Raw genomic sequence first — 21,827 nt, forward strand, 5'->3', positions numbered from 1 at the left:
GTTCGGGCGCCGGCCATGCAGGATGCGGCGCGTTCGCCCCTTCCGTGAGTTGCCGTCCCGCATGGCCCTGTCGCCCAGGCTCGAATTCCGCCAGACCCAGTCGCTGGTGATGACGCCGCAACTGATGCAGGCGATCAAGCTTCTGCAGCTGTCGAACCTGGATCTGGCCGCCTATGTCGACGCCGAGCTCGAGCGCAACCCGCTGCTCGACCGGTCCGACGGCGGCGAGAGCGAGCCTGCCGAAGCCTCCGCCCCGGCGGTCGCGGCCGACCCGGTCGAGGGCGACTGGCTGCAGCCCGACATGGACCCCTCGCGCGGCGCCATCGAGGAGCGGCTCGGCACGGGGCTGGAGAACGTCTTCCCCGACGAGCGGCCGGCCGAGCCGGTGGCGGCGCCGGCGGCGATCGAGCAGCTCGCCGGCAGCGATCCCTATGTCTCAACCTGGTCGAACGTCGGCGCCGGCGGACGCGACGGCGGCGAGGAGACCGACTTCGAGAGCTATGTCGCCGCCGACGCCTCGCTGGCCGACCATCTCGAAGCGCAGCTGATGCTCGCCGTCGCAGACCCTGTTCGGCGGCTGATCGGCCAGTTCCTGATCGATATGATCGACGAGACCGGCTACCTCGTCGGCTCGCTCGACGACGTCGCCGAGAGGCTCTCGGCTCCGGCGGAGGAGGTGGCGGCGGTGCTCGCCATTTTGCAGGGCTTCGAGCCCTCCGGCGTCGGCGCCCGCAGCCTGCAGGAATGCCTGGCCATCCAGCTGCGCGAGCAGAACCGGCTCGATCCTGCGATGGCCGCGCTGCTGGAGCGCCTCGACCTGCTCGCCCGGCGCGATCTCGCGGCGCTGCGGCGCCATTGCGGCGTCGACGACGAGGATCTCGCCGAAATGATCGCCGAGGTGCGGGCTCTGACACCGAAGCCGGGCCTGGCCTTCGGTTCGACGCCGATCCAGCCGGTGGTGCCGGATGTGCTGCTGCGCGCCGGTCCGGACGGGGCCTGGATCATCGAGCTCAATCCCGACACCCTGCCGCGGGTGCTGGTCAATCAGAGCTACTATGCCCGGGTGTCGCGCACGGCCCGCAACGACGCCGACAAGCTGTTCCTGGCCGATGCGCTGCAGACCGCGAACTGGCTCACCCGCAGCCTGGAGCAACGCGCCCGCACCATCCTGAAGGTGGCGACCGAGATCGTGCGCCAGCAGGATGCCTTCTTCGCCCTTGGCGTGCACTATCTCAGGCCGTTGAACCTGAAGACCGTGGCTGATGCGATCGGCATGCACGAATCCACCGTCTCGCGCGTCACCGCCAACAAATACATCGCCACCAGCCGCGGCGTGTTCGAGCTGAAATATTTCTTCACGGCCTCGATCGCCAGCGCCGAGGGCGGCGAGGCCCATTCGGCCGAGGCGGTGCGTCATCGCATCCGCCAGATGATCGACGCCGAGGCACCCGACGACATCCTCTCCGACGACACCATCGTCCAGCGCCTGCGCGAGGCCGGCATCGACATCGCCCGCCGCACCGTGGCCAAGTACCGCGAGGCCATGCGCATTCCCTCCTCCGTCGACCGGCGTCGCCAGAAGGCACGGCGGGCCTGACGGGGCCGAGGAGCAGCAGGTCGCCGCGCCACGGCAGGCCGTCGGTCGGCGCTTCCATAATGCCGCCGACCCGCGTTAATCTCCGCCGGTCGGGGACGCGTCCTGAATCGGCCGATGCGCTCTCGCCAGCCGAGCTTGTCCGATCCGGGGCCTCGAAGGGGTTGCCGCGAACGGGGGAGCCGGGACGGCTCCTGTCGGGAACCGGCGCCCGGCGCGGCCGCAAGCTGACGGCGCCGGTTCTTCGGCGCCTCGTCCGCCACGCCGTCGGGACCTGACCATGGATCTGCCCAACCTGCCCATCGACGGCCGGCAATCGGCCATGGCGCTGGCGATTCGCCGCGGTGCCGGCCGCGCGCTCTATCAGCACGGCTTCGTCGTCGTGCCGGAGCTGGTGCTGCCGGGCGGCCGGCGCGCCGACCTCGCTGCCGTCGGCGCCAAGGGCGGCATCTGGATCGTCGAGGTGAAGTCCTCGGTCGTCGACTTCCAGGTCGACGGCAAATGGCCGGAGTACCGCGCCCATTGCGACCGGCTGTTCTTCGCCGTCTCGCCGGACTTCCCGGCCGAGATCCTGCCGCCGGATACCGGGCTGATCGTCGCCGACGCCTATGGCGGTGCCATGGTGCGCGAGGCGCCGGAGCACCGGCTGAGCACGATCGCCCGCAAGGCCATGACCTTCCTCATCGCCCGCACCGCCGCGGCCCGCCTGCACCAGGCGATGGATCCGGACGGGATCATGGCGGACTTTGTCTGACCGGCTTGACCTCGCCTCCCGGCAGACCGATGACAGTCGGGTCACGGCGAACCGCCGCCGGCCGCCGTCAGAGCAAGGAGAGGACGCACCATGGACATGAACGGTTCGCAGCGTATCGAGGCGTCGCGCGAGAAGGTCTGGGAGGCGTTGAACGACCCGGCGGTGCTGCAGCAGTGCATTCCCGGCTGCGAGTCGATCGAGAAGACCTCGGACACCGAGATGAACGCCAAGGCCGTGCTGAAGATCGGCCCGGTGAAGGCCTCCTTCTCGGGCAAGGTGACGCTGTCCGACCTCGATCCGCCCAACGGCTACACCATCACGGGTGAAGGCCAGGGCGGCGTCGCCGGCTTCGCCAAGGGCGGCGCCAAGGTGCGCCTGGAAGCGGACGGCGAGGCGACGATCCTGCACTACGAGGCCAAGGCCGATGTCGGCGGCAAGATCGCCCAGCTCGGCGCCCGCCTGATCGACGGCACGGCCAAGAAGCTGGCGGGCGAGTTCTTCGAGAAGTTCGGCAATGTCGTCGCGCCGGGGGCGGCGCCGGCCGAGGCGGCCGAGCCGGCGAAGAAGGGCTGGTTCGGCTTGAAAAAATCCTGATCCCCCCGGGGCCGGGGTGGCCCCAATCGACGCCGGGACACGCGATCGTCGGAGACACGGGCTCGCCCGCTCCATCGCGTCATGGCCGGACTTGATCCGGCCATCCACGCGAACACGACAGCTGACCAGTCCTGTGAGGCCACCATCGTATCATTCTGCCAGATCCGTGGTCGCGTGGATGGCCGGATCAAGTCCGGCCATGACGACTGAGAGGGCATCGCCTTTCCCCGGAGCGACATGGTCCGGCCCTATCTTCGCGCCTATGGGGGGCGCCCCGGCTATCGCCGCCGGAACGTGAAATAGCCCGGTGGCCGGCCCTCGCGCAGCGCCTTCTGCTCGTAGCGCGTGCTGCGCCAGCCTGCCCAGGGCGTCAGCCAGTCGGCGGCCCGTTCCGCCGTCCATTCGAAGTCGGCGGAGCGGGCGACGCGAGCCAGCGCATAGGCGGCGTAGTCGTCGATGTCGGTGGCAAAGCACAGCTCCGCGCCCGGCCGCATGATCCGGGCCAGCCGCACCAGCATCTCGGCCTGCAGGAAGCGGCGCTTGCGATGACGCCGCTTCGGCCATGGGTCGGGATAGAGCAGGTAGACGCGGCCGATCGAGGCCGCCGGCAGCCAGTCGATCACCTGTGCGGCGTCGTCGTTCCACAGCCGCACATTGGCGAGCGTCTCGCGCTCGACATGGGCCAGCATCTTGGCGATGCCGTTGACATAGGCTTCGCAGCCGATGAAGCCGACGCTGCGCTGTTCGGCGGCGCGTAGCGCAAGGTGCTCGCCGCCGCCGAAGCCGATCTCCAGATGAACGTCCTGCACCGGGTGAGGGAACAGGCGGCCGAGATCGGCGGGCGGCGGAGCGGCGAGGTCGAGGCGCAGATCCGGCAATTCGTCCTGCATCAGCCCGGCCTGATGGGCCCGCAGGGTCTTGCCCTTGCGGCGGCCGAAGAAGGCGCCGTGGCCGCGCTGCGGCGCGGCCGGGTCGGCATCGGGGGGCAGGTCGGGGTCGATGGCCATGGCGTGCGGCTCTGTCGTTGTCGGCCGGGGCCGCTGCGCAACGGGCGGTCTTGCGCCGCGGCTGGCCGGCGAAGCGAAAAGCCTTCCCCGCGTCAGCGGAGAAGGCCCTTGCGATGGTCCGGATCCGGCTCCCGGCGAGGGGAGCCCGGAGCATGGGTCATGGGCGCGCGCCCACGGGTCAGGCGGCGGCCCTGGTCTCGGCGGCGCCGTTGATCGCCTTCTTGATGGCGTCGACGAGATCGGTCTTCTCCCAGGAGAAGCTGCCGTCGCGGCCGGCCTTGCGGCCGAAATGGCCGTAGGCCGAGGTCTTGGCGTAGATGCCCTTGGTGAGGCCGAGATGCTCGCGGATGCCGCGCGGCGTCAGGCGCATCACCTGGCGCAGGGCCTTCTCCACCTGCTCCTCGCTGACGCGGCCGGTGCCGTGCAGGTCGACATAGATCGCCAGGGGCTCGGAGACGCCGATGGCGTAGGCGAGCTGGATGGTGCAGCGGTCGGCGAGCTTGGCGGCCACGACGTTCTTGGCGAGATAGCGCGCGGCGTAGGCGGCCGAACGGTCGACCTTGGTCGGGTCCTTGCCGGAGAAGGCGCCGCCGCCATGCGGGGCCGCGCCGCCATAGGTGTCGACGATGATCTTGCGGCCGGTCAGGCCGCAGTCACCGTCCGGCCCGCCGATGACGAACTTGCCGGTGGGGTTGACGTGCCAGATTGTGTCGCCGGTGACCCAGCCCTCCGGCAGGGTCTTGCGGATGTGCGGCTCGACCAGCTTGCGGATGTCGGTCGAGCTCAGCGCCTCGTCCAGGTGCTGGGTCGACAGCACGATCTGCGTGACGCCGACCGGCTTGCCGTCTTCGTACTTCACGGTCACCTGGCTCTTGGCGTCCGGGCCGAGCATGCCGAGCTCGCCGGACTTGCGCGCCTTGGTCAGGTCCTCGAGGATCTTGTGGGCGTAGTAGATCGGCGCCGGCATCAGCTCGGGCGTTTCGCGGCAGGCGTAGCCGAACATGATGCCCTGGTCGCCGGCGCCTTCCTCGTTCTTGGCGCCGGTGTCGACGCCCTGGGCGATGTCGGCCGACTGGGCGTGCAGCAGCACGTCGATCTTGGCCTTCTTCCAGTGGAAGCCGTCCTGCTCGTAGCCGATGGCCTTGATGGCGCGGCGGGCGGCGCTCTTCACCTTGCCCTTGGTGACGGTGGCGGGCCCGCGCGTCTCGCCGGCGATCACCACCCGGTTGGTGGTGGCGAGGGTTTCGCAGGCGACGCGGACCTCGGTCGGGTCCATCCCGGTTTTGGCCGCCTCGCGATAGAACAGGTCGACGATCTCGTCGGAGATGCGGTCGCAGACCTTGTCGGGATGACCTTCGGAGACGGATTCGCTGGTGAAGAGATAATCGAGGCGGGACACGAAACGATCTCCTGACGACCGGCTGCGCGCGAGGCGCGAATGACGCTGCTGTTTTTGGCGAGCGTCGCGAGCCAGGTCAAGCGTCAAATCGGACGTTTCGTTCGTTTAAAGAAACGATGTGGCTCCGCGCCGCTGCAGCCGTCCGGCGCGCGAGGCCGAGCCGGAGGCGTGGCCGGCGCTCAGCCGACTTCTTCGGCGTCGCCGAGGCTGGCGATCAGGTCGACCACGCGGCGGCGCACTTTCGCATCCCGGATGCGGACGAAGGCCTTGTTGAGCTGCAGGCCCTCGGTGGTCGACAGGAAGTCCACGACATGGACGGAGGAGGTCGGGTTCGCCGGCCCCTTTGCGCCGCCTTCATCGGCGCTGGGGGAGCCGTCGAAGAAGAAGGAGACGGGCACGCCGAGGATGACGGAAATCTGCTGCAGGCGGCTGGCGCCGATGCGGTTCGTGCCCTTTTCGTATTTCTGCACCTGCTGGAAGGTCAGGCCAAGGGCCTCGCCGAGCTTTTCCTGGCTCATCCCAATCAGCACCCTGCGCATCCGCACCCGGCTGCCCACGTGCTTGTCGATCGGATTCGGGGCTTTCTTGATCATGGACGAATTCCTTGCAGTCGCGTTTTCTTGGAATGACCCGATACTGTTTCCAATGAAACCGAGAGATGTGCGGGCACGCGCAAGGCCGCTTCGGCGAGGGCCGATGAAGGGAAGAAAACCTGACTGCACGGCATGATCGTGCAATTCATCGCATTATACCGCACCTTCACGGCCGAATGCGCCGCCTGATTGCAAATATCAGGAAGCAGAGCAACATTCCCGCGAAGACGGTATCACCGTAACGCGCATAGAGAGTGCTCCGCAACCCCTTTGGCAGGGCCGAGTCGAGAATTCCACGATTGCCGAGCGGCAGGCTGGCGATGACGCGGCCCACCGGATCGATCACGGCGGAGATGCCGTCATTGGCGGCGCGCACCAGCGGCAGGCCTTCCTCGATCGTCCGCGCCCGCGCTTGCAGGAAGTGCTGGTAGGGGCCGGGGGTCAGGCCGAACCAGGCGTCGTTGGTGACGTTCAGGAGCCATTCCGGCCGATTGGCGGGGTCGACGACATTGCCGGGAAAGATCGCCTCGTAGCAGATCAGGATGCCTGCAGGTGGCGCGTTGGGGATGTCGAGGGTGCGCAGCCGCGGGCCGGGGGTGAAACCGCCGCGCAGTTGCGTCAGCTGGCGCAGGCCGATCGCTTCCAGCCAGGACTGGAACGGCAGATACTCGCCGAACGGCACGAGGTGCACCTTGTCGTAGCTATTGAGGATGACGCCGTTGGTGTCGATGACGTGCACGGAGTTGAAGTAGCGTATCTCGCTCTGGTCCGGCCCGCCCTCCTCCGCCCGTCCGGCGCCGGTCAGCAGGGTCGCGCCCGGCGGCAGCAGGTTGGCGATGTCCGCCAGCGCGGCGGCGTCCTGGGAAACCAGGAAGGGGAAGGCCGATTCCGGCCAGATCAGCAGCGTGACCCCGGCCAGGCCCGGGGTCTGCGGGCTCGTCGCCTGGTCGGACAAGGTCAGGTATTTCTGCATGACCTCGTCGCGCAGGTCCGGACGGAACTTGTCGTCCTGCGGGACCGCAGGCTGCATGATGCGCAGCCGCACGTCCGGGACCAGGCCCTCGTCGGTGGCGGCGAGGCGCAGCGCTCCGAACCCGGCCATCAGCACCAGCACCAGCGCGGCGGCGAGCGGCGCCAGGCGCGCCCGCGGATGGATGGCGGGATCGTCGGCCAGCGTCGCCGGGCTGGCGAGGATGGCGATCGCCACCAGCGTCAGCCCGGGAATGCCGATCACCGACAGCACCTGCGCCAGGTGGATCTCGCCGGCCAGGGCATAGCCGAAGGTGTTCCAGGGAAAGCCGGTCAGGACATGGCCGCGCAGCCATTCGGCGATGGCGATGGCCGCGGCAAAGGCCAGGATGCGCGTCGGGCCGGCTGACCAGATCAGCCGTGCCAGGGCGAAGCCGAAGGCGTGGAACAGCGCCAGCCCGGCCGGCAGCAGCACCACGGCGAAGGGCATCAGCCAGGCGAACTGGTCGGCTTCGACCAGGAAGGCCTGCCCGATCCACCACAGGCCTGCCAGGAAATAGCCGAAGCCGAACCACCAGCCGGTCGCGGCCGCGGCCCGCAGCGACGGCAGGATGCGACCCTGGTCGCCGGTGGCGCCGTCGAGCAGCCAGACCGCCAGGGAGAAGCTCACCGCCAGGGCCGGAAACAGGCCGAAGGGCGGCATGGCCAGCGCCCCGACGGCGCCGGCGGCAAAGGCGAGCAAGGCGCGGCGCCAGCCCCAGGCCAGAACGACCCGATGCGACAGTGCCTTGATCACGATTGCCCGTCGGTGCGCACGGCTTCGGCGGTCGGCGCGACCGGGAGCGGCAGCACGGGTGGCGCGTCGGCCGCGCCGGCCTTGGAACCGCCTTCGCCCGCCACGTGGATGCGAACCCGCTTCACCCGGCGCGGGTCGGCGTCGATGATTTCGAACTCAAGCCCGTTCGGTCCCTGGATGATCTCGCCGCGCACCGGCACGCGTCCGGCCAGCGTCACCAGCCAGCCGCCGAGCGTGTCGACGTCCGCCTCGATGTCCTCGGCCTCCATGTCGATGCCGATGGCTTCGGCGACATCCTCCAGGTCGGCCCGCGCGTCGGCGTTGAACAGGCCCGGTCCGGCGGCGACGATCATGTCGCCCTCGTCCTCGTCATGCTCGTCCTCGATGTCGCCGACGACGATCTCGACGATGTCCTCCATGGAGACGAGCCCGTCGGTGCCGCCATATTCGTCGATCACCAGGGCGAGTTGCGTGCGGGTCGTCTGCATCTTCGCCATCAGGTCGATCGCCGGCATCGACGGCGGCACGAACAGCACGCTGCGCACCAGCGACTTGACGGCGCCGAGCGAGGTGGAGAGGTCGATGGTGCCGAGGGCGATCTGTGTCTGGCCGCCGGCCTCGCCCTGGCCCTTGCGGGCGGCGATGGTGGCGCGCGACGCCATCCAGGCCACGAAGTCGCGGATGTGGACCATGCCGCGCGGGTCGTCGAGGGTCTCGCCATAGACCGGCAGGCGGGAATGGCCCGCCGTCTGGAACACGGCGAGCAGGTCGGCCAGGGCGATGTCGAGCGGCACGGCGACGATGTCGGCGCGCGGGACCATGATGTCGTCGACGCGGGTGCCGCGCAGGCTGAGAATGTTCTTGAGCATCGCCCGTTCCTCGGGCGTGAAGCTCGAATCCTGCCGGCCGCGGCCTTCTTCCAGGGCGCCGGCCAGGTCCTCGCGAATGGAGGATGGCGCCCTCAGGCCCAGGGCGGTCTTGAGGCGGTCGAGAAAACTCTCGCCATGGCCTTCGGTCTGCGCCGTCTCGGGCGCGTTGGGACTTCGATCGTTGCTGTCGGACATCTGGTTCTTCCGGCGTCAGCCTGCGGCGCGACGGGCAGGCGCTTCGGCGTAAGGGTCTGCAATGCCGAGCACGGCAAGGATACGGGTTTCCAGCGCTTCCATCGCCTCGGCCTCGGCGTCGTCCTCATGATCATAGCCGAACAGGTGCAGGAAGCCATGCACCATGAGGTGCGTGAAATGGTGCTCCAGCGTCAGGCCCGCCACCGACGCCTCGCGGTCGAGGGTCTCATAGGCCAGGATGACGTCGCCCAGCAGCGGCGAGCGCTCCATCGTCGCGGCCGGAGCCGCCGGGAAGGACAGGACGTTGGTCGGCTTGTCCTTCCCGCGCCATTCGGCGTTGATCGCCGCGATGCCGGCGTCGTCCGTCAGCACCACCGAGAGCTCGGCGCCGGGCGCGTGCCGCAGCCCGCCCACCGCGATCGCCGCGGCCGCAGCCCGCTCGATCAGGGCCGGCGGATCGGCCAGCGCCTGCCAGAGCGGGCTCTCCTGCGCGATGTCGACGGCGATGCCGCTGGCGGCCGTCATGGCGTGGCCTGCCCCTTCGCCTCGTAGGCGCGCACGATCTTGGCGACCAGCTCGTGACGCACCACGTCGCCGGAGGAGAACCGGCATATGGCGATCTCGGGAATGTCCTTCAACAGATCCACCGCCTCCACCAGGCCGGACTTCTGGCCGGGCGGCAGGTCGATCTGCGTCGGGTCGCCGGTGATGATCATGCGCGAGCCCTCGCCCAGGCGCGTCAGGAACATCTTCATCTGCATGGCCGTGCAGTTCTGCGCCTCGTCCAGCAGGACGACGGAGTTGGCCAGGGTGCGGCCGCGCATGAAGGCGAGCGGCGCGATCTCGATCATGCCCGAGGTCAGGCCGCGCTCCACCCGCTCCGGCGGCATCATGTCGTAGAGGGCGTCGTAGAGCGGACGCAGATAGGGGTCGACCTTCTCGCGCATGTCGCCGGGCAGGAAGCCCAGACGCTCGCCCGCCTCGACCGCCGGGCGCGACAGGATCAGGCGGTCGGCCTCGCCCTTCTCGATCAGGGCGGCGGCGTGGGCGACGGCGAGATAGGTCTTGCCGGTGCCGGCGGGGCCGGTGGCGAACACCAGCTCGTGGCGCTGCAGGGCGCGGATATAGCTGTCCTGCGCCGGCGTGCGCGCCGCGATCGTCTTCTTGCGGGTGCCGACCGTCGCTGCGCCGCCGCTCGGCTTCGGGCTGCCCTCGGCCTGGAACAGCACGCCCTGGGCCGCGCCCATGCGCAAGGCCCCGTCGACGTCGCCGAGGCTGATGGCCTGGCCGCCTTTGAGGCGCTGGTAGAGGCTTTCCAGGGCGCGCTTCGCCTGCTCGATGCTGTCGCGCGGTCCGCGCAGCGCCACATGGTTGCCGCGCGCCGTCGCCTCGATGCCGAGCCTGCGCTCGATGAAGGCGAGGTGTTGGTCATGCTGGCCGAACAGCAGCGTCGCCAGCCGGTTGTCCTCGAAAGCGATGACGATCTCGGCCGGGCCCTCCGCCGAAAGCGGGGCCTGCAGGCGCGAACGCCGGTCCTCGTCGGGTCTCACGCCACCGCCTCCCGTCTGCCGGCGCCCGGCAATTCGCCATAGAGCGACCATGTCCCGGTCGCCACCACCGTCACCGACGCCACCGTGCCGATCAGGGCCTCGTCCGCCTCGACCTGCACCGCCTGCAGCCACGGGGAGCGGCCGGCGAGCTGGCCGGGCTTGCGGCCCCGCCGCTCGAGCAGGACATCCATGGTCCTGCCGATGCTGGCCTGGTTGAAGGCCTTTTGCTGGCGCTCCGTGACGGCTTGAAGACGGGCGAGCCGCTCGGCCATCACCGCGTCCGGCACCTGATCGTCCATCGCCGCGCCGGGCGTGCCGGGCCGGGGCGAATATTTGAAGGAATAGGCGCCGACATAGCCGACCTCGTCGATCAGCCGCAGCGTCGCCTCGAAATCGGCGTCGGTCTCGCCGGGAAAGCCGACGATGAAGTCGGACGAGAAGGCGATGTCCGGCCGCGCCGCGCGCACCCGCTCGACCAGCCGCAGATAATGCGCCGCCGTGTGCTTGCGGTTCATGGCCTCGAGGATGCGGTCCGAGCCCGACTGCACCGGCAGGTGCAGGTAGGGCATCAGCTGCGGCAGGTCGCGATGCGCCGCGATCAGCTCCTCGTCCATGTCGCGCGGATGCGACGTGGTGTAGCGCAGCCGCTCGACGCCCTCGACCTCGGCGAGGCGCCGCAGCAGCTCGCCCAGCGACCAGCTGCGCCCGTCCGGTCCTTCGCCGTGATAGGCGTTGACGTTCTGGCCGAGCAGCGAGATCTCGCGCACGCCCGCCTCGGCGAGCCGCCGCGCCTCGGCCAGGATCGCCGTGACCGGCCGCGAAACCTCCGCCCCGCGCGTATAGGGCACGACGCAGAAGGTGCAGAACTTGTCGCAGCCCTCCTGCACGGTGAGGAAGGCCGAGGGACCGCGCGCCAGCGTCTTCTCGCGGGCGGCGGCGGGCAGCACCGCGAACTTGTCCTCGACCGGGAATTCGGTGTCGACGACCTTGCGCCGCTGCCGTGCCGCCTCGACGAGCTGCGGCAGGCGGTGATAGGTCTGCGGCCCGACCACCAGGTCGACCGCCGGGGCGCGGCGCAGGATCTCCTCGCCCTCGGCCTGGGCGACGCAGCCTGCCACCGCGATGGTCATATCGCGCCCGCCCGCCCGCTGCTCGTCGCGGGCGACGCGCACGCGGCCGAGCTCGGAATAGATCTTCTCCGCCGCCTTCTCGCGGATATGGCAGGTGTTGAGGATGACGAGGTCCGCCTCCTCCATCTGCGCCGTCTCGACATAGCCCTCCGGCGCGAGCGCATCGGCCATGCGCTGGCTGTCATAGACGTTCATCTGGCAGCCATAGGACTTGATGAAGACGGTCTTTGCCGGGCTCGGGGCCGGCGACGGAAGGGGCCTCTTGTCGGGTGTCATGGGTCTCGCAATGGCCTTGCGGCCGATGGTTTCAGGGGGAGGGATACCGCTTTTCCGCTCCAAAGAGAAGGGCGCTGCGTCGCCGGCCGGCCGGCGCGCAAGCCGGTTGTGCGGCCCGGGGCCTTGCCGATAGGCTGGCCGCCCCGTCACGCAGTGCCTGCCCCATGCCGACCATCGATCCCGCCGTCTTCTCCCCTGCCGCCATCGACCCGGCGACCGAGGCCCTGAACCGCGACATCATCGCCAGGCTCAAGGCCCTGCCGGACATGTGGGCCTTTCCGGCCGAGAAGATCCGCGAGGCGCGCCGGCGGGGCGTCGGCGCCTTCCCGCTGGCGCCACGGAGCGTGCGAGCGATGACGCAGGCCATCCCCGGGCCGGGCGGCGAGATCGGCCTGCGCATCCTGGCGCCGCCGGAGCCGAAGGGCGTCTACCTGCACATCCATGGCGGGGGCTGGGTCCTCGGCCAGGCGGACTTCCAGGACCCGATGCTGGAACGGCTCGGCGAGGCTTGCGGCCTTGCCTGCGTCTCGGTCGACTACCGCCTCGCCCCCGAGCATCCCTGGCCGGCCGGCCCGGACGATTGCGAGGCGGCGGCGCTCTGGCTGGTGCGCGAGGGGCCGGCGCGCTTCGGCACCGGCCGCTTCTTCATCGGCGGCGAGAGCGCCGGCGCCAACCTGGCGGCGCTGACGCTGCTGCGCCTGCGCGACCGCCACGGCCTGACGCCCTTCGCCGGCGCCAACCTGATCGCCGGCTGCTACGACCTCTCCCTGACGCCGAGCGCCCGGCGCTGGGGCCAGCCGCGGCTGATCCTCGACACGCGCGACATCCGCCTGTTCGTCAGGGCCTATCTCGCTCACGGCGAGGACCCGCTCGACCCCGGCATCTCCCCCCTCCATGCCGACCTCGCCGGCCTGCCGCCGGCGCTGTTCTCGGTCGGGACCCGCGACGCGCTGCTGGACGACAGCCTGTTCATGGCGGCGCGCTGGGAGGCGGCGGGCAACCACGCAGACCTCGCTGTCTGGCCCGGCGGTGCCCATGTGTTCCAGGGCTTCGACTTTCCGCTGGCACACCAGGCCTTCGCGCGGGAGGTCGCCTTCCTGAACGCCTTGTGAGCCGGGCTGCGCCCCAAGGCCTCGGGCGGCCTGCCGGAACCGGGCCCGGGCACGGGGAACCGCCCTCCCGGCCCGGAGGGCGGTTCTTCCAGCCTTTTCAGGGCCGCCGCGGCAAAGGCTCCGGCAGGCGCCGCGGCCCGCCCCGTCCGCGCATGCGTCCTGGCATGGCTCGTCTCCGCGGCACCGTCGCCGTCCGTGCCGTGAGACGCGGCGTCAGGGCACGTCCTTTGCGGGAGGCCGCGATTTTTTCAGGAATGGTCGCGTTCGGCCGCCGGCGCGCTTGCGCCGTCCGCGTCCGATCGGCCTCACACCACCGACGAATAGGCCGGCCGGTTGCTCTTCAGCGCCTCCTCCAGGAAGTCCAGCCGGTCCTGGCCCCAGAACACCTCGCCGTCGAGGACATAGGAGGGCGAGCCGAACACGTCGGCGGCAACGGCGTCGCGGAAGTTCTGCTCGTAGGCCGCCTCCGCCGCTTCCGATTTCGCCACCTTGAGCAGCGCCGGCCCGTCCAGCCCGGCCGCGCCCGCCACGCGCAGGATCACGGCTTCGTCCGCCATGTTCTGGTCCTTCTCCCAGATCGCGGCGAAGGCATGGCTGACGAAGGGGCCGGGATCGCCGCCCGACATGCCGATGGCGGCCACGAACCGGTCGACCGGGTTGACGTCGAAGGGCCAGAATTTCGGGCGGAGGTTGAAGGTGAGGTCGCGCTTGTCGCGCCAGCGCTGCAGCTCGACGAAGCGATAGCGCTGGCGGGCGGGGTGGCGCCTGGGCAGCGGCAGGCCGCCGGTCTCGGCGAAGACGTTGCCGAGGAAGACCGGCTTGTAGGTGACCGACAGCTCGTAGCGATTGGCGAGGTCGAGCAGGAACGGGTGGCCCATATAGGCCCAGGGGCTCGACAGCGACAGGAAATAGTCCAGGTGGCGGGGCATTTCAGGTCCGGCGGAAAAAGCGACGGGCCTGACTTAGCGCACCTGCACTACGACCGGAAGACGGTTCGCCGCGCCTGGGACGATCAGGCGCGCATGGCCCGCCGTTCGCGATCGCGGCGGCGATCCAGCACGGGCTGGTAGGCGATGGTGGCGTGATGGCTGCAATAGGGCGCGCCCGGCATGGAGCGGCCGCCGCAGAAACGGAAATCGTCGCGGCCGGGATCGCCCAGCGGCCAGCGGCACATCTGCTCGCGCAGCTCCATGATGGTGACGCGTTCGGACAGGGCGATCACCACGTCCTGCACCGGCCGCGGCGCGGCCTCGACCTCCGGCTCGGCTTCAGCGACCGGAGCGATCTCGACCGCGAGCGCGGTGTTGCCGCGCACGGCCGGGGTTGCCGTCCGCAGCGGATGGGACGGCGCCCGGGTCGGCTTGGCGCGGCGTTGCGGCTGGGGCGTCGGCGCCTTGGCACGGCCGGACAGTCCGAGACGATGGACCTTGCCGATGACGGCATTGCGCGTGACGCCGCCGAGTTCGGTGGCAATGGCGCTCGCCGACAGACCTTCCGACCAGAGCTTTTTCAGAAGTTCCACCCGCTCGTCGGTCCAGTGCATCGTAATCTCCTGCGTCTCGTCTTGTCGCCGCTCCACATCCCGTGCTCCGAATCCCGGCCTGCTCACCACAATGCCGAAACAGCATCGTTGCGACTCGAGCATCGTAACTGAAAGGGGATCGTGACCAGTGCACGAGATGCCGTGCTTGACGAAATCTTAACTACCGTGTGAGGCGACTCTCATGCAAGAGTCCGCGAATCAACAGTGGGGTTTTCCCCAAGCTTCGCGTCGATGGTGAGTCTTCCGTGCCACAGTGCCTTGGTCGGGCATGCGGCGGGCCGTCCCGTCGCCGCGGGCCGGTCATGAGCCCTCGGTGAAGGGATCGATCGGGAACCAGCGCCGCACCAGATCGGCGTAGACGCCGCGCTCCCACAGCCGGAACAGGGCGTAGTCGATTGCGTTCTTCAGCGCCCTGTCGGTCGGCCGCACCGCCATGGAGACGCCTTCGCCGAAGAAGCGGCTCTCCAGATAGGGGCCTCCGACCAGCCTGCAGCACTCGGCCGAGGATGTGCCGTTGAGCCAGAAGGCCAGGGCGATGCCGTCGCCGAACAGGGCGTCCGCCTCGCCCTGGCGCAGGGCATCGCGGGCCGCGGCGTCGGTGGGCTTGGCGAGGAGCGTCGCCTGCGGAAACAGTGTCTTGAGATAGGCCTCGTGGGCGGTTCCCGCCGTCACTGCGATCTTCCGGCCGGCGAGGCTTGCCGGCGCGAGGTCGGTGACGCCACCCTCCCGCCGCGTCGCGAAGCGGGCCGGCGTGAGATAGTAGGGGGCGGTGAACAGCAACCGCGCGCGCGCCACCGGCGTCGACGCCAGCGAGGCCGCGACCACGTCGCCCTGGCCGGCCTCGATGGCGGCGACGATCGTATCCCAGCGCCGCGCCTGCACCGTGCAGGGCACCTTGAGCTCGGTGCAGACCGCCCGGGCGATGTCGAGGTTGAAGCCTTCGAGGGCGCCGCTCGACCCGGTGAAGTTGAAGGGCGGATAGTCGTCCTCGGTCAGGAAGCGGATCTGGCGCACCGCCCTGAGGTCGGGAGGGTCGGGGCGCCGCCGCGGATCCCACAGGCCCGGGGCGTCCTGGGCCAAGGGCAGGCGCGACTGGGTGTGCTGGGCCGTTGCCGGAGAAAGCAGCGCGAGGGCCGAAAGCGCAGCGCAAGCCGCGAGAGCCGGCAAGATGCACCTCCGGGCCCCGGCGGCGGGCTCGCGTCGGTCCCGGCCTCGATGCGGTCGCATCCCGGAAAGCTGCAGGACGGTGTCCCGGAGCCGCTGCAGGCGCACGCGCCGGCCTGGTCCCGTTCCGGCATTCCCTGTGGTCACGACAAGCGCCTGCTCAACTCGTCGGCCGCTACGTCGGGGCCGGGCGCGAGATCCAGGGTGGCGACGAAGCGCCCGTCGCGACCGATCAGGAAGACGGACGCCGTGTGATCCATGGTGTAGTTCCCGCCGGAGAGGGGCACCTTGCGCGCGACGACGCCGTAGGCCTGCAGCATGGCGTCGACCGCGCGGCGGCTGCCGGTGAGGCCGCGAACATGCGGGAACGCCGACAGGTAGTCCTGCAGGACCTGCGGCGTGTCGCGCTCGGGATCGACGGTGACGAACAGCGCGGCGAGGTCGTCGCCCCGGGGACCGAGGCGATCGAGGATGCCCGAGATCTCGAACAGCGTCGTCGGGCAGATGTCGGGACAATGGGTGAAGCCGAAGAAGAGCAGGACCGGCTTGCCGAGGATATCCCTGTCGGTCACCGGCATTCCCGCCTGATCGACCAGGGAGAAGGGGCCTCCGATCGAGGCCTGGGCCGGCGTGGCCCGCAGATGCGGCGCGAGGAAGGAGGCGCCGAGCACGGCGAGGGCTAGAGCGATGACGCCTGCCAGGGCGCGACGCCGGCGCATCGGCATCAGAAGCACAGCGCGACGGCGGACGACACCATCGCCACGAAGACGTCACGGCCCTGCGTGGCCCACAGCAGGCCCGAGGCCGCGACAAAGGCCATCGCTGCGCCGACAGAAAGGACGACAGGCACGGACGGCATCGGACAGCGCACTCTTGCTGGGGCCGCAGGATCGCATCGCCACTCTAGCACGCCACGGTCGGGCGCAACAGCCGAACGACGGCTGCGCCGCCGGAGAGGCGGCCAACCGACCCGAAGCGGCCGTCCCGCGTCAGCGGGAGCCGCGCGACAGCGTCTCGTAGCTCTTGCGCAACTCGGCGAGGGCTTCGTCGATCTCGGTGCGCTGACGCTCCAGATGCGCGATCTGATCCTTGACGGTCTCGGCGCTCATGCTCAGGGTCGGCGTCTTGCCGTCCTGGTGAGCGATCATGTCGCCGATCTCGACGAGCGTGAATCCGAGCCGCTTGCCCTTGAGGATCAGTTGCAGGTTTTCGCGGTCGCGGGCGCTGTAGAGCCGCGTCAGCCCGTCGCGGGTCGGGTTCAGGAGGCCCTTGTCCTCGTAGAATCGCAGCGCGCGCAACGTCACGCCGAATTCACGGGACAGGTCGCCGATCGCGTAGGCGGCGTGAGCCGGGGAAGACACGCTGTCGGACATTGCCATCATCGAATGACTCTGCGCTTTCGTCGCCATGGCGGTCCTGCCTTTTTGCATCGTTGTTTCTCAATGCCAGCTTCGTGGCGGTTGTGAACGGCACCCGAACTCGCGCCGGGTGTCGCACGATGGCTGCTCTGCTACGACTCGCAGTGGCAGCCCGGAAGTCTGCCGGGCACTCGACCCAGCGTCGCGCCACCACCCGTAAAGGTAATCAGTGATGCGACATTCCGCCAAAAACAAGTCCAGTCTCGCCTGGCCGAACTGAAGGCCGTGGAAATCCCGCAGCGACGATCTTGGAAACTCCGGGGCAGGACGGCCGGCGAGCATCTTTGAAGCGGGGGGCAAAAATCGAATCATTTTCCGACAAAAACGAGAAGATTCTTGCTAGGTTTCTCTCAAAAACGGCCCTCTGGGCCGCCTTGACCGGTTGTCCGAACCACCCCTGACGGACGTCCCACTATCAACGCGCCGTGCGGGCATGCAAGGAAAATATTATTCTTCGTTCACCGATGTTGGATCGTCACCTCCCATATCACGTTGACGCTTGAGTTCACGAATTCGTGATCAGGCCGAATCAGCGGCGGAAGACCGCGCTCGCCGATGTGCCATTTCGACACAGTTAACCGCTTGTTTACCCTAACCGACAAAACTCATGGCGTGGGCCTGCGGTGCCTCGAATCGTCTCCGGCGATGTCGAGGCACCGCAGGCCGCGCCAGCCTCGGGAGGCCGGCGCCCAGGTGGCGAGTCCGGACATGAGACAAAGCGTCCCATGGAGCGTGAAAGGTGTCGGTCCCGATGCGCGGGAGACCGCCAAGGAACTGGCACGCCGGTCCGGCATGACCCTTGGCCAATGGCTTAACGCGATGATCGCCGAGCAGACGTCCGAGCGCGAGGAGCCGCCCGAGGCGGATCTTGACGCGGCCTCGCCGCTTGCCTCCCTCACTGCCCGCATCAACGAATTCAACCGTCGCGCCTCCTCGACGGCGCCGGCCCCGGCCGCACGCGAGGCGGCCAGCGACACCGCGTTCGACCGCCTGCACGCGGCCGAGACCCGCACCGCGGGCCTGATCGAAGCCGTCATGCGCCGCAACGCCGACGCGGAGGCCCGCACCGTCCAGATGATCGAGCAGCTCGCCCGCTCCAGCCGCGAGACCGAGGCCAAGGCCGCGAATGCGCTGGCTGCGGTCACCAGGTGGATCGAGACCGCCGAGCGTGGGCCGGGGGCGGCGGTCGATGCCGCCGGGACGGCCGATCGGGCGGAGGCCGCGGCGGTCCGTCCGGCCGCCAGGCGGCCGGAGCCGGCCGAGGCCAGGCCCGCGAAGATCGGGGGGGGCGGGGCGCAGCCGATCCGCAACGCCATCGAGAAGCTGGACGAGCGCCTGACCGGGCTGATGGAGCAGGCGCCGGCCCCCGTCGCCGCCGAGGATCTGGCCCGCACCGCGACCGACCTGGAGCGGCGGCTGGCCGAGCTCGCCGCGGAGCCGGCCGCCCGGCATGCGGCGACCGAGGACAGGGCGGAGCATGCCGCCCGGATCGAATCCAAGCTGTCCCGCATCCTCGATACGCTCGCCAGCCGTCACGAGGCGGCCGGGGGCGAGCGGCCGGCGCCGAACGGGCAACCCATTTCCCTCGACCGGGCGATCGAGCAGATCAGCAATCGCCAGCGCAGCCTGGAAAGTCCGGCCGCGACACCGACAATGCCGGTGTGGCCGCCGCGCCCGATCCGCCCGCCACGAGATCCCGCCGAGATCGCCTTCGAGACCGGCCTCGACGGCGTCAAGGGCCAGATCGCCGCCCTCACCCTGGAGATCTCCAAGCTGCGGCAGGCCGGCCAGCCGCGGCCTCCGGTCCCCGATCCGGCGATCTCGGCCTTGCGCGACGACATCGGCGCGGTGTCGCGCAACATCGCCACCCTGGCCTCGACCGGCGGGCTCGATGCGATCGAGAGCCGTATCGCCGCCTTGGCGGAACGGATCGACGGGCTGCGCCAGGGCGGCGCCAGCGAGGCGGCGCTGCGCGCGGTCGAAACCCATCTGGAGGAAATCGCCCGCAGCCTGTCGCGCCTGGCTCAGCCGGACGTCGCCCGTCTGGAGAGCGACCTCAAGGCCATGTCCGGCAAGCTCGACCGGATCGCCGCGCAGACTGTCGACGCCGCTGCCTTCGAGCGGCTGCACCGCAGGTTCGACGAGGTCGTGCACCAGCCGCGGCCGGAGCTGGCGCGGCTGGAAGGCAATCTCAAGGGCATCGCCGGCAAGCTGGACCAGCTCGCCGCCGGCGGCGTCGACCCGGCCCTGATCGAGACGCTCAACCGCCGGATCGAGGATCTCGCCCGCTTCGGCGTGACCGTCGCGGCGCCGCAGCCGCTGAACCTGGCCGCCGATCCCGCCATCACCGCCCTGCGCGACGACATTGCCGAAGTGTCGCGCGCCCTGACCGCCTCGGCCTCCTCCAGCGGGTTGGAAGTGCTGGAGAACCGCATCGCCGGCCTCGCCGACCGCGTCGACGATCTGCGCCTGGCCGGGGCGAGCGAGAACGCGCTGCAATCGGTCGAGGGCCAGCTCGTCGAGATCGCCCGGGCGGTGTCGAACCTCGACCTGCCGGACATCGCCGGCATGCAGGGCGACCTGAGGGCCGTCGCCGAAAAGCTCGACCGCCTGATCGCCCGGGGCATCGACAATGGCGCGGTGCAGCGCCTGCAGGCCCAGGCGGAGGAGATTCTCGACCTCGTCGGCCAGGCGGCGCGGCCGGACGCGATCGACGCGCTGGCGCGGCGTGTCGACGAGCTCGGGCTCCGGCTCGACCGCATCAACGCCACCATCGCCCGGCAGGCGCCGCTCGCCCAGGCGGCGATTTCGACTGCGCCGCTCGAGACCATGATCCGGCAGTTGGCCGAGAAGCTCGATCAGGCACAGCGCCCCGGCGCGGACGAACGTTCGCTCGACGCGCTGGAGCAGCAGATCAACCGCATGGCCGAGCGCCTGGAGGCGGCCGGCAGCCCGTCGCCCGACCTCGGCACCATCGAGCGCAGCATCGCCGACCTGTTCGAGCAACTGCAGGAGACCCGTGCCGCCACCCTCGACGTGGCCGACGACGCTGCCGCGCGCGCGGTGCGCCAGGCGGTGGCGCAGTTCCCGTCCTCCGCTGCCGCCGATCCCCTGCCGGACGAGGTGCGCCGCAGCCTGGACGACATCCGCTCCGCCCAGGACGATCTCGGTCGCCGGACCGAGGTGACGCTGGAGGCCGTGCGGGCCACGTTGGAGCGGCTGACCGAGCGCATGGGCGCGTTCGAGCGGGCTGCCGCCCCGGTCGCCCGCCCCGCACCCGAGCCGATGCCGGCCTTCGCCGCGCCGCGCCGCGCCGAGCCCGCAGCGGATGCGGCCGACGATCCGGCCGGACGGCCGGCTGCCGCCGGCTTCGACAGCCTGTCGCCCGCCGCGCCCAGCCGCGAGATTTTCGCCGGGGACCTGTCGCTGGACGTGCCGCTCGAGCCGGGCACGGGCGCGCCGCGCCCGCTGTCCCAGACCGTCGATCCGCGCGCCGGCAAGGCCGCGCTGTCGACGGGCGCCGATGCGCGCCGGGCCGAGTTCATCCAGGCTGCCCGCCGCGCCGCCCAGGCTGCCGCGCTCGAAGCCCAGAGCATGTCGCAGAAGGGCAAGACCGAGCCGGAGCCCGAGGCGGCCGAGCCGGAGCCCGAGACGCCGGTCGAGCTGACGCCGGCGCCGGCAGCGCGCGCCGGCCGGACGAGGCTGCGCGGCGCGCTGAAGAAGAACCGCGTGCCGATCCTGCTCGGGCTCGCCGCCGCGGTCATGATGCTCGGGGCATACCAGGTCTATGAGCGTGCCGGCATTTCGGGCGGCGACGAGACCTCGGCGGTCCTGCCGGCGCCAGCGGCCCCCGAGGGCGGCCCGGCTGCCGAGCCGTCGGCCGTGCCGGCGCCGCAGAGCGAACTGGAGCCGCCGAAGACGCAACCCTCGGCCGAGGCGGAGCCGAAGCCGCAGAGCGCGCTTCCCGAGACCGCGCGCCCGCCGGCTACGGTCGCCGCAGCCATCGCACAGCCGGAGTCGGCTCCGGCCCCCGAGGCGGCGTCGCCGCCCCCGCCGGTCGACCTCGGCGTACCCTCGCTCGGCGCGGCCATGCTGCCGCCGCCGGACGAGCCCGCGCCGGCCGTGGCCAGCGTCGACGTGCCGGAACGCCTGCAGGCGGCGGCCAAGGCCAACGATCCGCGGGCGCTGTTCGATCTTGCCACGCGCCTGGCCGGACAGGGATCGGACGCCGACCTCAAGGCCGCGGCCCAGCTCTACGAGCGGGCTGGCGAAAAGGGGTTCGCGCCGGCGCAATACCGGCTCGGCTCGATGTACGAGAAGGGGTTGGGCGTCACCCAGGACTTCGAGCAGGCCAGGACCCTGTACCAGCGCGCCGCCGGCAAGGGCAACATCAAGGCCATGCACAACCTTGCGGTGCTCTATGCCGAGGGTGCGGTGGGCGGCAAGCCCGACTATGCCACCGCCGCCCAGTGGTTCCGGCAGGCCGCCGAGCACGGGCTGCGCGACAGCGAGTACAACTATGCCATCCTGGCGGCCCGTGGCCTGGGCTCCTCGTCCGACCTGGCGGAAGCCTACAAATGGTTCTCGCTCGCGGCCGCGCAGGGCGATGTCGATGCCGGCAAGAAGCGCGACGACGTGGCGCGGCGCCTCGACGCCGCCACGCTCGCCGCCCAGCAGGCGGCTGTCGCCGCTTTCAGGCCGCAGGATGCGCCGGTGATGGCCAACGAGGCCACGCTGCCGGCCGTCTCCTGGGCCGATCCGGGCGGGCAGGGGGCCTGACCGCCCGGCGCAATCCCAGCCATGATCCGGATTGACAGGGGCGAGCCGAGAGGCTTCCCTGCCGGTCCACCCGGCCGCCGATCAG

Annotated in this window: 18 protein-coding genes; 5 read left to right on the top strand and 13 right to left on the bottom strand. The window is 70.3% G+C overall.

The window, feature by feature from the left end; all coding sequences use genetic code 11:
- The first annotated feature begins 61 nt into the window (after nt 1-61).
- The 3 genes from rpoN (at nt 62) to AC27L4_RS00765 (ending at nt 2,942) form a co-directional block, all read left to right on the top strand.
- Nucleotides 62-1,597: an RNA polymerase factor sigma-54 gene (gene rpoN, locus AC27L4_RS00755; RefSeq protein ID WP_487140038.1), complete on the top strand. Its 1,536-nt coding sequence runs from the start codon at nt 62-64 to the stop codon at nt 1,595-1,597.
- 277 nt (nt 1,598-1,874) lie between these two features.
- Nucleotides 1,875-2,348, top strand: a complete 474-nt coding sequence (locus AC27L4_RS00760; RefSeq protein ID WP_487140039.1) for an MmcB family DNA repair protein — start codon at nt 1,875-1,877, stop codon at nt 2,346-2,348.
- Nucleotides 2,349-2,438: 90 nt separating this feature from the next.
- A complete protein-coding gene (locus AC27L4_RS00765) occupies nt 2,439-2,942 on the top strand; it encodes an SRPBCC family protein (protein ID WP_487140040.1) in 504 nt (167 codons plus the stop codon).
- 278 nt (nt 2,943-3,220) lie between these two features.
- Here AC27L4_RS00765 and trmB read toward each other — a convergent pair whose 3' ends face one another.
- From trmB to miaB, 8 genes are all read right to left on the bottom strand, one after another.
- A complete protein-coding gene (trmB, locus tag AC27L4_RS00770; protein ID WP_487140041.1) occupies nt 3,221-3,949 on the bottom strand; it encodes a tRNA (guanine(46)-N(7))-methyltransferase TrmB in 729 nt (242 codons plus the stop codon).
- A gap of 178 nt (nt 3,950-4,127) precedes the next feature.
- Entirely contained in the window at nt 4,128-5,348 is a 1,221-nt protein-coding gene (metK, locus tag AC27L4_RS00775) for a methionine adenosyltransferase (protein WP_487140042.1), read from the bottom strand.
- 179 nt (nt 5,349-5,527) lie between these two features.
- Entirely contained in the window at nt 5,528-5,941 is a 414-nt protein-coding gene (locus tag AC27L4_RS00780; RefSeq protein WP_487140934.1) for a helix-turn-helix domain-containing protein, read from the bottom strand.
- A gap of 166 nt (nt 5,942-6,107) precedes the next feature.
- Entirely contained in the window at nt 6,108-7,706 is a 1,599-nt protein-coding gene (lnt, locus tag AC27L4_RS00785; RefSeq protein ID WP_487140043.1) for an apolipoprotein N-acyltransferase, read from the bottom strand.
- Nucleotides 7,703-8,770, bottom strand: coding sequence for a hemolysin family protein (locus tag AC27L4_RS00790; protein WP_487140044.1), 1,068 nt, complete (start codon nt 8,768-8,770; stop codon nt 7,703-7,705). Before AC27L4_RS00790 ends, lnt begins: the two co-directional genes overlap by 4 nt.
- Nucleotides 8,771-8,785: 15 nt before the next feature.
- Nucleotides 8,786-9,295, bottom strand: coding sequence for an rRNA maturation RNase YbeY (ybeY, locus tag AC27L4_RS00795; RefSeq protein ID WP_487140045.1), 510 nt, complete (start codon nt 9,293-9,295; stop codon nt 8,786-8,788).
- Nucleotides 9,292-10,320 carry a PhoH family protein gene (locus AC27L4_RS00800; protein WP_487140046.1) on the bottom strand — a complete coding sequence of 343 codons (1,029 nt, stop codon included), beginning with the start codon at nt 10,318-10,320 and terminating at the stop codon, nt 9,292-9,294. Before AC27L4_RS00800 ends, ybeY begins: the two co-directional genes overlap by 4 nt.
- Nucleotides 10,317-11,726, bottom strand: coding sequence for a tRNA (N6-isopentenyl adenosine(37)-C2)-methylthiotransferase MiaB (gene miaB, locus AC27L4_RS00805; RefSeq protein WP_487140047.1), 1,410 nt, complete (start codon nt 11,724-11,726; stop codon nt 10,317-10,319). The genes AC27L4_RS00800 and miaB overlap by 4 nt, the downstream gene beginning before the upstream one ends.
- A 164-nt stretch (nt 11,727-11,890) precedes the next feature.
- Between miaB and AC27L4_RS00810 the strand changes: the two genes are divergently transcribed.
- Nucleotides 11,891-12,838: an alpha/beta hydrolase fold domain-containing protein gene (locus tag AC27L4_RS00810; protein WP_487140048.1), complete on the top strand. Its 948-nt coding sequence runs from the start codon at nt 11,891-11,893 to the stop codon at nt 12,836-12,838.
- Between the two features lie 305 nt (nt 12,839-13,143).
- On the opposite strand, the gene AC27L4_RS00815 is transcribed toward AC27L4_RS00810, so the two are convergent.
- From AC27L4_RS00815 to AC27L4_RS00835, 5 genes are all read right to left on the bottom strand, one after another.
- Nucleotides 13,144-13,767 (bottom strand): DsbA family protein, encoded by a 624-nt coding sequence (locus AC27L4_RS00815; protein ID WP_487140049.1) that lies wholly within the window; start codon nt 13,765-13,767, stop codon nt 13,144-13,146.
- 83 nt (nt 13,768-13,850) lie between these two features.
- A complete protein-coding gene (locus AC27L4_RS00820; protein ID WP_487140935.1) occupies nt 13,851-14,381 on the bottom strand; it encodes a GcrA family cell cycle regulator in 531 nt (176 codons plus the stop codon).
- A gap of 300 nt (nt 14,382-14,681) precedes the next feature.
- Complete coding sequence (locus tag AC27L4_RS00825; RefSeq protein ID WP_487140050.1) at nt 14,682-15,548, bottom strand: transporter substrate-binding domain-containing protein; 867 nt, start codon at nt 15,546-15,548, stop codon at nt 14,682-14,684.
- A 140-nt stretch (nt 15,549-15,688) separates the two neighbouring features.
- A complete protein-coding gene (locus tag AC27L4_RS00830; RefSeq protein WP_487140051.1) occupies nt 15,689-16,264 on the bottom strand; it encodes an SCO family protein in 576 nt (191 codons plus the stop codon).
- A 270-nt stretch (nt 16,265-16,534) separates the two neighbouring features.
- On the bottom strand, nt 16,535-16,954 hold the full coding sequence (locus AC27L4_RS00835) for a MerR family transcriptional regulator (protein ID WP_487140052.1): 420 nt from the start codon (nt 16,952-16,954) through the stop codon (nt 16,535-16,537).
- A 717-nt stretch (nt 16,955-17,671) separates the two neighbouring features.
- Between AC27L4_RS00835 and AC27L4_RS00840 the strand changes: the two genes are divergently transcribed.
- A complete protein-coding gene (locus AC27L4_RS00840) occupies nt 17,672-21,742 on the top strand; it encodes a hypothetical protein (RefSeq protein WP_487140053.1) in 4,071 nt (1,356 codons plus the stop codon).
- Nucleotides 21,743-21,827: the final 85 nt, after the last annotated feature.

The organism is Labrys sp. Lb11, from assembly GCF_057554225.1.

What these genes read in the sequence shown, in the direction of transcription:
- rpoN (WP_487140038.1), top strand. Translation starts at nt 62, where the DNA reads ATGGCCCTGTCGCCCAGGCTCGAATTCCGCCAGACCCAGTCGCTGGTG.
- AC27L4_RS00760 (WP_487140039.1), top strand. Translation starts at nt 1,875, where the DNA reads ATGGATCTGCCCAACCTGCCCATCGACGGCCGGCAATCGGCCATGGCG.
- AC27L4_RS00765 (WP_487140040.1), top strand. Translation starts at nt 2,439, where the DNA reads ATGGACATGAACGGTTCGCAGCGTATCGAGGCGTCGCGCGAGAAGGTC.
- trmB (WP_487140041.1), bottom strand. Translation starts at nt 3,949, where the DNA reads ATGGCCATCGACCCCGACCTGCCCCCCGATGCCGACCCGGCCGCGCCG.
- AC27L4_RS00780 (WP_487140934.1), bottom strand. Translation starts at nt 5,941, where the DNA reads ATGATCAAGAAAGCCCCGAATCCGATCGACAAGCACGTGGGCAGCCGG.
- AC27L4_RS00790 (WP_487140044.1), bottom strand. Translation starts at nt 8,770, where the DNA reads ATGTCCGACAGCAACGATCGAAGTCCCAACGCGCCCGAGACGGCGCAG.
- ybeY (WP_487140045.1), bottom strand. Translation starts at nt 9,295, where the DNA reads ATGACGGCCGCCAGCGGCATCGCCGTCGACATCGCGCAGGAGAGCCCG.
- miaB (WP_487140047.1), bottom strand. Translation starts at nt 11,726, where the DNA reads ATGACACCCGACAAGAGGCCCCTTCCGTCGCCGGCCCCGAGCCCGGCA.
- AC27L4_RS00810 (WP_487140048.1), top strand. Translation starts at nt 11,891, where the DNA reads ATGCCGACCATCGATCCCGCCGTCTTCTCCCCTGCCGCCATCGACCCG.
- AC27L4_RS00815 (WP_487140049.1), bottom strand. Translation starts at nt 13,767, where the DNA reads ATGCCCCGCCACCTGGACTATTTCCTGTCGCTGTCGAGCCCCTGGGCC.
- AC27L4_RS00820 (WP_487140935.1), bottom strand. Translation starts at nt 14,381, where the DNA reads ATGCACTGGACCGACGAGCGGGTGGAACTTCTGAAAAAGCTCTGGTCG.
- AC27L4_RS00830 (WP_487140051.1), bottom strand. Translation starts at nt 16,264, where the DNA reads ATGCGCCGGCGTCGCGCCCTGGCAGGCGTCATCGCTCTAGCCCTCGCC.
- AC27L4_RS00835 (WP_487140052.1), bottom strand. Translation starts at nt 16,954, where the DNA reads ATGGCGACGAAAGCGCAGAGTCATTCGATGATGGCAATGTCCGACAGC.
- AC27L4_RS00840 (WP_487140053.1), top strand. Translation starts at nt 17,672, where the DNA reads ATGAGACAAAGCGTCCCATGGAGCGTGAAAGGTGTCGGTCCCGATGCG.